The sequence below is a fragment of the Desulfosarcina variabilis str. Montpellier genome (assembly GCF_048565275.1).
In the GTDB taxonomy this organism is placed as follows: domain Bacteria; phylum Desulfobacterota; class Desulfobacteria; order Desulfobacterales; family Desulfosarcinaceae; genus Desulfosarcina; species Desulfosarcina variabilis.
In genome coordinates, this window is record NZ_CP159846.1 from 2,055,654 (window position 1) to 2,068,835 (window position 13,182).

Here is a 13,182-nt window from a genome sequence, read left to right on the forward strand (position 1 = left end):
ACTATTTCAGGCTTTCTTCATATCCTTCATCCTCGAGTCAGTAATTCTCTCCTGAAGGGAAGTTCCCTCAACCGGACGCCCGACGCCCTGAATATTGCGTTGGCCACCGCAGGGGCGACCGATGGGAAAACAGGCTCACCAATTCCTCCGGCCTTAAGGTTGTTTTTCACAACATACACTTCTATGTCGGGCACTTCAGACATGGTCAGAACCGGGTAATCGTCATAGTTGGCCGTTTTTACGCCGCCGTTTGAAAAACGGATCTTTTCATAAAATGCCGTACTCAATCCCATGATCACACCGCCCTCGGCCTGAGCCTGGATCGCATCCGGATACACGGCTGTTCCGCAGTCCAGAGCGCAGAAGATCTTATGCACGGTAATTGCCCCATTTTTTTCTACCGATACCTCTGCCATGTGAGCGGCAAAAGATTCAAAACATGAGGTTACGGCAACCCCTCTTGCTCTACCTTCGGGGACAGGACTGCTCCAGTCGCCCTTTTCAGCCGCAAGCGACAGAACATTATAGGGCCTGGAGTGTTTTTGCATATGATCCAGGCGGAACTGAACCGGATCCTGTCCGGCGGCATGGGCCAGTTCATCGATAAAGGATTCCACGGCAAACACATTGACGGAATATCCCACGGACCGCCACCATCCTACGGTTATGGGCAGGTTCACCATCACATAATTCACAAAAAAATTCGGGAGAGAATAGGGCATATCCCGGATGCCTGCAACCGCATCCGGGTCGATGCCGTTTTTCACAGCCTGAGGCATGACCCGGGACATGACCGATGGGGCGGCAACCTTATGTGACCAGGCAATCAACCGACCGTTTTTATCCAGGCCGGCCTTTATTTTACACTGATTGGCCGGACGGAAGCGGTCATTTGCAAAATCATCTTCGCGGGTCCATATCACTTTGACCGGCCGGTTCAGTTTTTGGGACAGCAACACCGAATCCACAACCGCATCCTGTTCCCCGCGCAGACCGAAACCACCGCCGGCCGGCAGGGTCATGACCTCCACCTTGTCAATGGGCAGTCCGGTCAGTTTGGACGCCGTGAGCTGTGTCGCGGTCTGCCCCTGGGTCGGCACCCATATGCGGCAGCGCTGTTTTTCCACATGGGCAGTGCAGTTGATCGGTTCCACCTGGGCGTGGGAAATATAGGGCAATTTATAGGATTGTTCGATGGTCCGGGCGGATTGGGCAAATGCCTTTTCTACATCACCGCTGTTTCCGGCCACAGCCCCCGACTTCTCGAGCTGTGCCTTAAACACCTTGTCAACGGTATCGTCATTCAGATCTGAATGGGAGCCTTGAGACCAATTGATGGCAAGTGCCCTGCGGCCCTTCATGGCCGCCCAGGTCGTTTCTGCACAGACCGCGATCCTGTTCTCAAGCGGCACCACGTCGATCACGCCTTTGACGGCCATGGCCGCTTTTGAATCATGAGATAAAGGGGTTGCACCATAATACGGTGGACGGGCCACCAGGGCGATGCACATACCGGGCATGGAAAAATCAATGCCGTAAACGGTTTTGCCCATCACTTTGTCCGGAATGTCCAGGCGCTTTCTTTGGGTGCCGATGATGCGGTAGTCTTCCGGCTTTTTCAGCACTGGATCAGGGGGGACCGGCTGCTGTGCGGCAGCTTCGGCCAGATTCCCATAGCTGAGGCTGCGCCCGTCGGGGTGAATGACACGGCTATCTTTGGCGACACATTGATTTGCAGAAATCTTCCATTTCTCTGCAGCGGCTTCAACAAGCATCTGCCGGGCGGCTGCACCGACCTTTCGGAGCATGTCCCATCGATGACGAATACTGCTGCTGCCTCCGGTGACCTGCATATGCCAGACAGGGCTTTTAAACGGTTCTGCGGCCAGCGCCATTTTTACCTGCACCTTTTCCCAGGCCGCATCCAGCTCATCGGCGATAATCATGGGAATACCGGTGTGGGTGCCCTGGCCGAGATTGGTCTGGCCCACCCAGACCGTGATGGTCTCATCGGTCGCAATTTCCAAAAATGCGTGGGGGGTGAACGGGGACGGCGCAGCCATTGCCGGAGAGGCATTGAACAAGTTGATTTGTCTCGAAATGAGTGTTGCCGCAATGACCAGACTGCCATTTGCTAAAAACGCTCTTCGCGTCATCTGTGTAGTCATGGTTTAGCCTCCCTGTTTGGCAATCATTTCAGCAGCCAGCCTGATGGCCTGTTTAATTCTTGGATGCGAGCCGCATCGGCAGATGACATTGTCCATCTCTGCATTGATCTGCTCCTCGGTCGGATGAGGCGAACGGGAGAGGAAATCAACCGTTTGAAGCATGATACCGGGTTGGCAGTATCCGCACTGGGGCACCTGTTTTTCGATCCAGGCGACCTTCACCGGATGATTGTCAGGCAAGCCTTCAATGGTTGTGATCTCACTTTCCTGTACGTCTTCCACATTGACCACACAGCTGCGCCTGGCTTCACCGTCGATAAGCACGGTACACATGCCGCATTCGGCAATACCGCAGGTGTACTTCACGCTGGTAATGCCCAGGTTGTCTCGCAGAACCCATAACAACGGCGTGTCCGGTTCCACATCGACCTGCCTTTTCTTTCCATTTACAATTAAAGTAAACATGGCGCCTCCTTGATTTGGTTTCCCCGCTCACGAATAAAAATGTATACCGGTTAACGATGCTCACCGGTCTTCATGATTTCACGTCACATGAAAACCGCTCATTGCACTTTTCTTGGCGTAGTGCCTACGTCTTAGCACTCCCTGCGGGCCACGGTGGTAAACTGTGAATTGGGCTCAATGTATATGCGGCAAACTCGACAATCGCGCAGTTTAGGTTTCAGAAGGTTCGGTTTGTTGATTGCTTTAGAAAGGAGAATAACGCTATTTTGCTCAGAGACAATCGGATGACTCTGTCAGAAAATTGACACTTCAATTTCTATCATTACCGATGATATCGACCCGCGATTATGAGAAAATCCTATTATAGGAGTAAAATCAGTTGTCGTAAAGCTCAATTTTGAAATGTTTTTCTGATAACGCCAGATAATGCCCATCCATAAATAACTCATCTGTCTGATGCCGGTGCCTTGGTTATAAATTTTAAATCATAATATTAGTTATATAGGTAAACATGCGTTTCCTGAAAAGGTACATTCCGGTAGAAAACGTCAGGGGCGCTGATCAAGGGCCGCATTCGCCTGTTTAAGGCCGAAAAAAAATAACTTGTCAAAATCAATTCCAACTTGCCTGCCGTATCATTTCAAATTTCTCCCGCTTGATCGCTCGCCCGGCTAAATCCGTAAAGTGTACATTGGCCTATGAATAAACACTCAACAAAACAATATGTTAATGCCAAAGGGAAATGGATTTTATTAATCTGGCAAACCAATTGCAGAAAAGAGCGAAATGCACTGATGGTTTTGATCCTGTACCTTTATCTAACCGATTAAAAAATCAAAAAAGGAAAATTGGAATTGCTTATGAAGAAAAAGCAAGGGCTTTGTCAAACCATTCGTATCGTTTCTATTCTTTTTCCCCTTTTAATAATCTTCTTTACCACATCCGCTGCCATCGCGTTCAGGGTGACCCTTGCCTGGGATACCGTTGATGGCTCCATCGATGGATACCAGCTGTTCGTACGAAAACATGGGCAGTCTTACAATTACAGCCAGCCCGCCTGGAAAGGCACCGCCACCACCTGTACAATCGACGATCTCGAAGATCAGACCGACTACTATTTCGTGGTCAGAGCCTTTGATGGCAGCCTGACAAGCAGCAATTCAAATGAATGTCACTACACAGTCGACGGCGGCGTTTTAGACTCAAGGTTCGCCGAAACCACACTTACCAGTGGTGTCGAGTACTATACGGACAGGCATTATCAGCTGACCCATGTGCCTTCTTTCTATGATGACATGGAATTGATCATTACGCCCAATGACGACCAGAATCGCACCGATGCCAGTGATTACCTGACCTTTGCCATGCCATACGACGGCACGGTTTACGTGGCCTACGACAGTCGGGCAACACAGGTCCCCAATTGGTTGAGCGGTTTTATCGACACCGGTGACATTATCGAAACATCCTTGTCTACTCAGGCATCTCTTAAAATATATTGTCGACAATACGCAGACGGGGACGTTGTCAATCTTGGCGCCAACAAAGCGGAAGGGTTTGTCGGCTATACGGTCAGTAATTATATTGTTTTTTACAGCGATGACGTTGGCGGAACAACGGCCAACTGTGAGCTGGATAGCGTGTTTGACGAAGCCTCAATGGCCGTCGGGGAATATGTATATACCGACCGAAATTATTGCATCACCGGCGGGGTGCCGGACTGGATGATCGGACGCATGTTGATTCAAACGCCCAATGACGAGAGATTCAATCGCACTGCCAGCGGCTACATCCGTTTCACCAATCCGGTTAACTGGTGGGTTTATGTGCTCTTTGACAGCCGTTCCTCAGCAATCCCAGACTGGTTGGATGGGTGGGAACGCCGCTCAAACTATGAAATTGATACGTCCCTGACTACGCAACCCTATCTGAAGGTCTACCGTAAAATGTTCAAATCCGGACAGTGTGTCGATTTAGGTGGTAATTACGGTCCAGGCGCGTCCGATGAAAACCGCAGTAACTATACAGTGGTTTATGGGCGGTAAGCGGTGTACGCTTATGAATGATGGCAACGGCAGGCGAGGGGAGCCATTCAGGTTGACATACCAATGGATACCTATCCTATAATATAGGCCTGTACCCTATACAATGATCGTCTGCAATCGCTGGTGACGGGACGATGACCGCTAACACGAGCGACTGGCAAAAGGCTGCGGGCTATGTTACCCCAGACAATGAGGTACGGCCATTGTTTTGTGTTGCGCAAGGCGCAATAGGCTTGTCCCATACGCGTGTTTTAATTTTTACCGACCTCCCAAAAGAGCATTACCATGATACACATTTCCCGAATCAAACGGCGACAATTCACCAGGGACCTTTTGCTGGTATTACTGCTGCTATCCGCTGATGACAAATGCCGGCTGCATTTCAAGAACCTTATCAATCAACACATCGGGGCCGAGTTGTATAAATATCTGAGCCTCAGCCTCGTCAGGGTCGACGGTCGGCAGATCGGCGTCGTTTCGTGCAGCCGTTCCAGCGAACCGGCTTGCCTGAAGACGGCGAAATCGGAAGACTTCTACATTCGTAACGGCCCTTCCAGTGACGCGCTGCCGGTCAGCAAAGTCATGGCCTACATTCAGAACAGACGCTGATCAATCTGCGCTTCACCGCGCGAGTGCCTGATAATTAATAATTACATTTGGTATTGAAGATGATCCAAATACTCCTTAAATAATGCCATTAAACCTTCCACGGTTCCGATTTTCTCTTTGATTTCCTCCATGGAATGATGAGTGCTGACATACCTGGCACAAGCCTCAATTAGAAATTCCATCTCTTCCTTGTCATCCGTTATGGTATCCAATGTCATCAATGTCTTGAAAGCATTCTTGAGCTCATTTAGCATTTTATACTCGACCATTGTACCTCCTTTTATCTTGCATATCTGTTGTTTCATTCAGACCAGAATCGTTCTGGTTTTTCAAATGGAATAAAAAATGACGATTATTTTAAGCCTTTGCTCCACAATCCCGCAGAAGCGTTAAGGGCTTCAAGCAGTTCCGGGTCCCGTTCGTAAATGTCGGGACGAAAGTGAACCACACCCTTTGTATCCACCGACACTGTGCCATAAAACAGGATGACCGGAAATGGTTTCTTCAGGTGGATACGCTCTGTGCGACCTGAATTTAAAATCTGTTGGAGGTGATCCGTTCCCGCCTGGCCGTCGAGGCGCAAGAGAATTTTCGCCAGTCCAAAGGGCCTCTCGAAGTGAATGCATCCGGCACTTAAATCTCTTTTTTCCAGATCGAAAAAATCGCGCTTGGGCGTATCGTGGATAAACACGAAATCCGGATTGGGAAAGATGAATTTGATCTGGCCCATGGGATTGGACGGTCCAGGCTGCTGGACCAGTCGATAGGGCAGATTCGTACCCGTATATCGATCCCAGGGAATCTCCTCAGGGTTTTCAACCACTTTGCCATTGCGGTCATAAACGAAATAGCTTTTGATCCGCTTAGCATGGGGATCTTTTCTCAGTCCGGGAAGCACGGTGGCATCGAGAATTCCCGGCGTTACGGTCCATGTGGGGTTGATTTCCATATACTGGATTCCGGCCTGGAATACCGGCGTTTTGCGGTATGCGTCCCCTACCTGAGACCGAGAGCGCCAGATTATCTGGTCATCCTCGATCAGGACTACACTGAAATTGGCGATGTCGGCAAGCAAAAAAGTTGAGGGAAGGTGGTGCATCACCCAGCGGGCACGTTGCCAGATTGATGCGGATCTTGTCCGAGACCAGCATCTCCATGCGCTGGGGGCTGGCACCGGGGAAGGTGGAGACGATGGTCAGATAACGAATCAAGAAGGGCGGCATGTCGTCCCTGGTCATGGTGTTGAAAACCGAGATGCCGAATCCGATGAGAATCACCAGGATCGAAAAAACCAGCGTCCGGTTCTTTATGGCGATATGCGTAATATTCATTGGGAAACCCGGACTTTCATCTATTCGGTGATCATGGAGATGCCGGAGATGACGATGAACTGTCCGCCTTCTAGCCCGTCCAGTATTTCAAGTCCGGCCCCGGTCAGCTCGCCCACGACGACCGGGTGGCGATGTGCGGTGGCGAGTCCGTCCTCGGGCCCCATCTCCAGCAGGTAGACGAAGCGCCCCTGGCTGTCCTCGGCCACGGCGCAGGCCGGTACGAGAATTTTCCCGTTTTCAGCACCACCACGGTCACCAAAGGCGAAACTCACTTCGGCGGGCATGCCCGGACGGAGTTTGTCGCTCTCCTCGTCGAGGAGGACCGAAACAGGATAGGTGGATGCGGCAGAGGTGACCTGCGACACCCGCGTGACCGTACCGGTATACGTCTTATCGTCATGGGCGAAGCGCACGGATGCCTGTATGCCCTGCTGAATGTGGTGGATCAGCGTGCCGGGCATGCCCACCTCCACCTCCATGCGACTGCCGGAGATGATCGACGCCACCAGTTGGCCGGCCGAGGCATTTTCGTTTTTCTCCACCGGCACCTCGGCCACATGGCCGTCGGTCGGGGCCGTCAGCACGCCATAGGAGAGCTGCCGTTTTTGCAGATCCAGCTGCTTTTGCTTGGACTGGTAGGTGGCCCTGGCCGAGGCGTACTGGTTTTTGGCCGCCTCATACTCGCTCAGGGCGATGTTGTTGTTCTTATACAGCTCGCGGACGCGGTTGAGGTTGGACCGCGCGGTTTCCTGCTGCACGCGGGCATTGGCCATACTGGCCCGGAGCTCCTCCAGTTTGAGGGTCATGTCGATGGTGTCCAGGGTGGCAATCCTGTCCCCTTTTTTTATTGGTTGTCCTTCGCGCACATCGATGGTTTGGACGATGCCCTCCACCTGGAAACTCAGGTTGGTTTCGGTCTGGGCCTTGGATACGCCGGAGAAGGTTCTCAGCCGCTTGCCGCTCGAGGATTCGACCTTCTGGAAGCATACGGGCCGGATGATCGGCTCCGTCTCCTTGGTGGTATCGCCGCAGCCGATAGCAGCCAGCACGGCAGCGGCTGTCAGCCCGGCGACAAGAAATCGTTTCATGGTCATGGGTTATCGCTTTCGTTTATCGTCCAGATAGTTGATCAGACGGCCTGAAAAATCGACCTGATCCGCTTTGGGTGCCAAAAGAACGAATCGCCCGATGGAGCGCTCCAGGTTCAGATAGCTGATGAAATACTCGTAGACGGCATTGGCGGCGGCCAGCCGGGCAGTGAGGGCCGCATTCTGTGCGTCCAACAGCCGCACAATGGACACCTGGCCTTTTTCATAGGCATCCTGCACCAGGTCGAAGTTTTTGGCCCCGGCCTCGGCTGCCTGCTTTGAGAGGGTGATGTTGAAAGACTTGGCCACGATGTCCAGAACGTTGTTGCGAAGGGTCAGTTCCAGGCCCTGGATCAGATCGGTCCGCTGGGTTTTCAGCCGGGAAATATCGATCTTGAGCTGGCGGGCACGGACGCTGATCTCACCCCCGGGAAACAGGGACCAGCTGGCGTTTACCGCCACCTGCCATGAATCCTCGTCCGGCAGGGCGACCTCGGATCCGGCGCCGGTGCGGGAGAAGATGTGATCCGCCTGGGCGCTGGCCCCCACATCGGGCAGGTAGCGTTTGCGCCGGTAGGAGGCCAGGATCCGCTCGTTGGCCTGGATGGCCTCGTCGATCTCCTTGATTTCCGGAAGGCTGGCCGTCGCCTCCTGGACCAGAAAATCGGTGGCCAGCCGCATGGCCGCCGGATTGCTCACATGCTTGCGCAGATCGGCGCTTGGGTATTGATCGAACAGATGATCGGACAAACGGATGTCGACCACCGAGAATTTTTCGTCGATGGGCCGGTAAAGGATCTGGTTCAGGCGCTGTTCGGTGGCCAGCCAGAGGAAACGCACCGTGATGCCCTTTTCCGCCAGAAGCGCGGCCAGGGGATTTTGGGTGGTGATAAGTTCCATCAGCCGGCGGTCTTTGACTAGGGCGATGCGCTTGTACGGATATAGTGTGTGAAAGGTCTCAAGCTCTGCTTCCAGAGATTGGGGAAACATGACATAGGTCAGATTGTGAACGCCGGATGTGCCCTCAACGGTAACCGGGATCTTCTGCACCTCCGGGTCGATGACCCCCACGAGAATGACCGGCTTGGGGTGCCGGCCGGCGGGCGAGCAGCGCACTGCTCAGTGGGCCCAGCCCGATAATGATATCGATCACCGGATTGTTTACCAGATGCCGGTAATTTTTCTCGATGCAGTCGGCGGACCAGTCGCAGGGCAACATGTTGGCAGGGTCGATGGAAACGGTGGTGCGGGATTGAAGCAGGCTGGTCAGTTCGATTTCAAGCTGCCGGATGAATTCCAGTGTCGCTTTTTTCCCACATCCAGAAGAATGCCGATGCTAAGGGTGTTTGTTGATATGGCCTTTTTTGATGGCGCGGTTTGGGCCACCGATTCAGCGCACAGCAGCGTTGACAGGAACAACAGCAAGACGATGGGGGGGCTGCATGCAAAACGATTCAATGTTATCACCATCTTCTCGACTAAACTGATCAGTGTGCCTGGCGGCACACTATACAAGCGCTCAGTTTAGGTCATATCAAGTGTTAGAGAGAAATTGCAGGCCCGAATGGACGAGATTGAGTTGAGCGAAATCACGATATAGTTTCGCGAATTCGCCCTATTTCGTCAATCAAAACATTTCGGTTTTCAGGCGGATTTTGCTATGGTGATCTTATTCTTGCACTTATTTCGATAAAATCAAGAAGGATAGTCTTGGCCATGATCATAAAATGCCTGTTGGCGCTGCTCTACATGGTGCTCGGTGGTGTTGTGACACTGGCACTGGTGGTGATCATCCATCTGCAAAACCGCCCGAATCTCAAGCTGTGGCACAAAGCCTATCTGGATGCCGAGTTTACTGCCGATTCACCGGTGTCGGATTTTGACGGCTACCTGGCGCAGGAGGAAAGGCTGTTTGCGCAACTGAACCGGCAGGTACTGGAGCGGTTGCCGGCGTCGGACCGTGTGCCGATCAACCGCTATCATCGTGGCAGCCTGACCGATCCGGGCCGCTGGGAGAAGAACTGGAACCGGACCTTCGAGCTGACCACGCCAGCGCCCACGGCAGGTGTGTTGCTGCTGCACGGCATGTCCGACGCGCCCTACAGCCTGCGCCGGTTGGGACTGGATCTGAACGAAAAGGGGGCCTGGGTCGTGGGACTGCGGCTGCCCGGACATGGCACCATCCCTTCCGGCCTGGTGCGCTTGAGGTGGCAAGACATGGCCGCGGCGGTCCGGTTGGCCATGCGGCACTTGCGTGACCGGCTGGGGGATAAACCGCTTGTTATCGTCGGCTATTCCACCGGCGGCAGCCTTGCCGTGGGTTACGCATTGGATCAGCTTGAAGACCGTGCACTTCCAGCGGCCCAGAAGATCGTCCTCGTTTCACCGGCCATTGGGGTGCCCCGTCTGGCCGCACTGTCGGTCTGGCAGGCCCGCCTGGGGCGCCTGCTGGGGCTTGAAAAACTGGCCTGGAACAGCATTCAGCCGGAATACAACAGCTTTAAATACAGCTCCTTTGCCATCAACGCCGGCGATCAGGTCTACAAGCTCACCGTCACCATCCAAAACCGTATCCATGCGGCGCAGCAGTCCGGCCGTCTGAAGGATTTTCCGCCGGTGCTGACCTTTCAATCGGTTGTTGATGCAACGGTGTCGACCCAGGCGGTGTTCACCGGGTTGTACAATCGGTTGGCCCATGGTGAGAATGAGATCGTCGTCTTTGATCTCAATCTTCATGCGGGCATTGACAATCTATTGACCACCGATCCGTTGGAGCGCATTGCGGCGTTGCATGCCGACGGTAATATGAATTATTCTTTTCATCTGGTGACCAATGAGAACCCCGCAAGCCGGCGCGTTCGTGTCGTCGCTTTTGAGAAAGACAAGCCTGCCGATTTCGCTGAACCATTAAACTTAACGTGGCCTGACAGCGTCCACTCGCTGTCGCATATTGCGTTGCCGTTTCCTGAAGATGACCCCCTTTACGGGATCACCCATACCGGGCCGAATCCCGGTATTCAGCTCAGTAAGATCGTGTTGCGTGGTGAGCGGGGGGTGATCCAGATTCCGGCCGCTGAGATATTGCGCCTGCGTTGGAACCCTTTCTATCCATATGTGCGTCAGCGGGTGATAAGGTTTTTAGGACTTTAAGAGGACGAGGATATGGACCCTGTGTTGATTGTGGCGGCTTTTGTACTCGGTTCCATGGCGAGCCGCATGGGCCTGCCGCCGTTGGTGGGATATCTGGTGGCCGGATTTGTGCTCAATGGTTTCGGGATCGAAGCGGGAGCACATTTGCAGACCATCGCCGATGCCGGCGTTACCCTGCTGCTCTTCACGATCGGCTTGAAATTGAAGCTCAAGGACCTGGCCAGCCCGGAGGTATGGGTCGGTGCGACGGTGCATATGCTTTGTACCGTCGCGCTGTTTGGCGCCGGGCTCGGTCTGCTCGGATTGGCCGGTATGGCTTTGCTGAGCGGTCTGACCTGGGCTCACCGACTGTTGATTGCTTTTGCCCTGAGCTTTTCCAGTACGGTTTTTGCCGTCAAGGTGTTTGAAGCCAAAAAAGAGATGGCTTCACGCCACGCTGTCACGGCCATCGGCATTTTGATCATGCAGGACATCGTTGCCGTGGTGTTTCTGGCGGTTTCATCCGGCAAGGTACCCAGCCCGTGGGCCATAGCCCTGATCACCGGGCTTTTTGTGGTCCGCCCGCTGCTGCTGCGGTTCATGTCGCGTTGCGGCCACGGTGAGCTGTTGATGCTGTTCGGCATTCTGATGCCTGCCGCCGGTTATGGCGGGTTCGAACTGGTTGGACTGAAAGGCGACCTGGGGGCGCTGGTCTTTGGTATGCTGGTGGCAACCCACCCCAAGGCCCATGAACTGGCAGCCGCTCTGCTCGGATTCAAGGACCTTTTTCTGGTCGGTTTTTTTCTCAGCATCGGTATCTCTTCCTCGCCCACGTTGGCGGCCGTGGGGGTGGCGCTTTTGCTGGCCTTGGTCATGCCCGTCAAGGCAGTATTGTTTGTCGGTATCCTCACCCGTTTCAAACTGCGTGCGCGCACCGCTTTGCTCGCCTCCCTGAGTCTGGCCAATTACAGTGAGTTCGGCCTGATTGTCGGTACCATCGGTGTGGCCCAGGGGTGGCTCGACAAAAGCTGGTTGGTGGTCCTGGCCATCGCCCTGTCATTCACATTCATCCTTGCCGCCCCGGCTAACGCTATGGCCCACGGCCTTTACGCTCGGTGGTCCACCGGCTTGAAGCGCTTTGAAAGCCGCACGCGTCTGCCCGACGAAGCCCCACTGAACGTGGATGGGGCCACCATCGCCGTCATTGGATTGGGCGGGCTTGGAACGGCAGCCTATGATGAAATGCGACGCCGCCATGGGGACGTGGTGGTCGGCATCGATTTTTCCAGGCAGACCGTGCAGAGCCATCTGCAACACGGACGGCGGGTGGCCTTGGGGGACGCCTCGGACAGCGACTTCTGGGAACGGATCAACCCGTCTGCTGCCGAGATCCGTATGGTCATGCTGACCCTGCCGGATGCCAAGGCCAGCGCATTTGCCATCCGCCAGCTGAAGGCGCGCGGCTACGGGGGACAAATTGCCGCCTCCGTGCGGTTTGAAGACGAGGTTGCTGAGCTGAAAAGCGCCGGAATCGATGCAGCTTACGTGATGTATCAAGAAGCCGGTGTCGGTTTTGCCGACTATGTCTGCAAACACATGGATCACTGTCAGCTTCAGGAAAGCGGCCTGACTTTCTGATTGCCCGTAGCTGTGAATCCGCGTTAAAAATACAAATAAACCCTGATCTATCAACGATAGAGGAAAATGGACGCCCGGCATTTCTTTAAGCGTTTTTGCGCCAAATGGAGTGCTTTTGATGCTGTTTTTATCTCTATGGAAACCACGAGTTTTCCATGTTGAACAGATTTTGTTCGCCATTCAGAAAAAAATATTTTGACAACTGCCTATTGAATAACATATTACTGAAAACGATCCGATCTCAGCCGCTGACCGCTGTCAGACAACCCGGATCAGTTAAGTTCGCTCGTTGCTTGAATGAATTTTGTTTTGCCCAATTGATGTCTTTTCAAGCATAATGGTGGGCGAATCTGGCACCTAAAGTGGCGGATATTGATTTGTGTGTCGTCCGCTGAAACTGCTTTGGAAACAAACCAAATAAGGATTGGAAACAAACCAAATAAGGAAAGGAGAGTTTTGCCATGCATAAGTCAACGGCGAAAATTGATCTGCCAGACAAGCCGTTTGTTTCGGCTAAAGAATTCAAGAAGAACCCCGACGGCTCCTGGACTTGCATTAAAAATACAGACATCAAAAATTCCTACGGGATCTATCGGATCAATCCTGGCATGACCTTTTTTAAAAAGAAACCCCACTGGGGCATGGATATCGCCGAGTTGCTCGATCAGGCGGAATAAAAATAAAAAGAACGGATAGACGGCTTACCGCT

At 53.3% G+C, this 13,182-nt stretch carries 13 protein-coding genes; 6 read left to right on the forward strand and 7 right to left on the reverse strand.

Annotation, left to right across the window (positions count from 1 at the left end):
- Window positions 1–26: 26 nt before the first annotated feature.
- Both Dvar_RS09220 and Dvar_RS09225 read right to left on the reverse strand, forming a co-directional pair.
- Window positions 27–2,168, reverse strand: coding sequence for a molybdopterin cofactor-binding domain-containing protein (locus Dvar_RS09220; protein WP_419661391.1), 2,142 nt, complete (start codon window positions 2,166–2,168; stop codon window positions 27–29).
- A gap of 3 nt (window positions 2,169–2,171) precedes the next feature.
- Window positions 2,172–2,633: a (2Fe-2S)-binding protein gene (locus Dvar_RS09225; RefSeq protein ID WP_419661392.1), complete on the reverse strand. Its 462-nt coding sequence runs from the start codon at window positions 2,631–2,633 to the stop codon at window positions 2,172–2,174.
- 860 nt (window positions 2,634–3,493) lie between these two features.
- Here Dvar_RS09225 and Dvar_RS09230 point away from each other — a divergent pair.
- Window positions 3,494–4,678: a fibronectin type III domain-containing protein gene (locus Dvar_RS09230; RefSeq protein WP_419661393.1), complete on the forward strand. Its 1,185-nt coding sequence runs from the start codon at window positions 3,494–3,496 to the stop codon at window positions 4,676–4,678.
- A gap of 285 nt (window positions 4,679–4,963) precedes the next feature.
- The gene (locus Dvar_RS09235) at window positions 4,964–5,287 is read left to right on the forward strand and encodes a hypothetical protein (RefSeq protein WP_419661394.1); all 324 of its coding nucleotides are present in this window, start codon (window positions 4,964–4,966) and stop codon (window positions 5,285–5,287) included.
- Window positions 5,288–5,328: 41 nt separating this feature from the next.
- Here the strand turns inward: Dvar_RS09235 and Dvar_RS09240 are convergent, their stop codons facing one another.
- From Dvar_RS09240 to Dvar_RS09260, 5 genes are all read right to left on the reverse strand, one after another.
- Window positions 5,329–5,556: a hypothetical protein gene (locus tag Dvar_RS09240; RefSeq protein WP_419661395.1), complete on the reverse strand. Its 228-nt coding sequence runs from the start codon at window positions 5,554–5,556 to the stop codon at window positions 5,329–5,331.
- Between the two features lie 83 nt (window positions 5,557–5,639).
- The gene (locus Dvar_RS09245; protein ID WP_419661396.1) at window positions 5,640–6,386 is read right to left on the reverse strand and encodes a L,D-transpeptidase family protein; all 747 of its coding nucleotides are present in this window, start codon (window positions 6,384–6,386) and stop codon (window positions 5,640–5,642) included.
- Window positions 6,316–6,618, reverse strand: a complete 303-nt coding sequence (locus Dvar_RS09250) for a hypothetical protein (RefSeq protein WP_419661397.1) — start codon at window positions 6,616–6,618, stop codon at window positions 6,316–6,318. Before Dvar_RS09250 ends, Dvar_RS09245 begins: the two co-directional genes overlap by 71 nt.
- A gap of 20 nt (window positions 6,619–6,638) precedes the next feature.
- Window positions 6,639–7,712 carry an efflux RND transporter periplasmic adaptor subunit gene (locus Dvar_RS09255; RefSeq protein WP_419661398.1) on the reverse strand — a complete coding sequence of 358 codons (1,074 nt, stop codon included), beginning with the start codon at window positions 7,710–7,712 and terminating at the stop codon, window positions 6,639–6,641.
- Between the two features lie 3 nt (window positions 7,713–7,715).
- A complete protein-coding gene (locus tag Dvar_RS09260) occupies window positions 7,716–8,777 on the reverse strand; it encodes a TolC family protein (RefSeq protein WP_419661399.1) in 1,062 nt (353 codons plus the stop codon).
- Between Dvar_RS09260 and Dvar_RS09265 the strand changes: the two genes are divergently transcribed.
- The 4 genes from Dvar_RS09265 (at window position 8,767) to Dvar_RS09280 (ending at window position 13,150) form a co-directional block, all read left to right on the forward strand.
- The gene (locus tag Dvar_RS09265) at window positions 8,767–9,234 is read left to right on the forward strand and encodes a hypothetical protein (RefSeq protein WP_419661400.1); all 468 of its coding nucleotides are present in this window, start codon (window positions 8,767–8,769) and stop codon (window positions 9,232–9,234) included. The genes Dvar_RS09260 and Dvar_RS09265 overlap by 11 nt on opposite strands.
- A gap of 188 nt (window positions 9,235–9,422) precedes the next feature.
- Entirely contained in the window at window positions 9,423–10,856 is a 1,434-nt protein-coding gene (locus tag Dvar_RS09270) for an alpha/beta hydrolase (protein WP_419661401.1), read from the forward strand.
- A 12-nt stretch (window positions 10,857–10,868) separates the two neighbouring features.
- Complete coding sequence (locus Dvar_RS09275) at window positions 10,869–12,473, forward strand: cation:proton antiporter (protein ID WP_419661402.1); 1,605 nt, start codon at window positions 10,869–10,871, stop codon at window positions 12,471–12,473.
- 461 nt (window positions 12,474–12,934) lie between these two features.
- Window positions 12,935–13,150 (forward strand): hypothetical protein, encoded by a 216-nt coding sequence (locus tag Dvar_RS09280; RefSeq protein WP_419661403.1) that lies wholly within the window; start codon window positions 12,935–12,937, stop codon window positions 13,148–13,150.
- Window positions 13,151–13,182 lie beyond the last annotated feature (32 nt).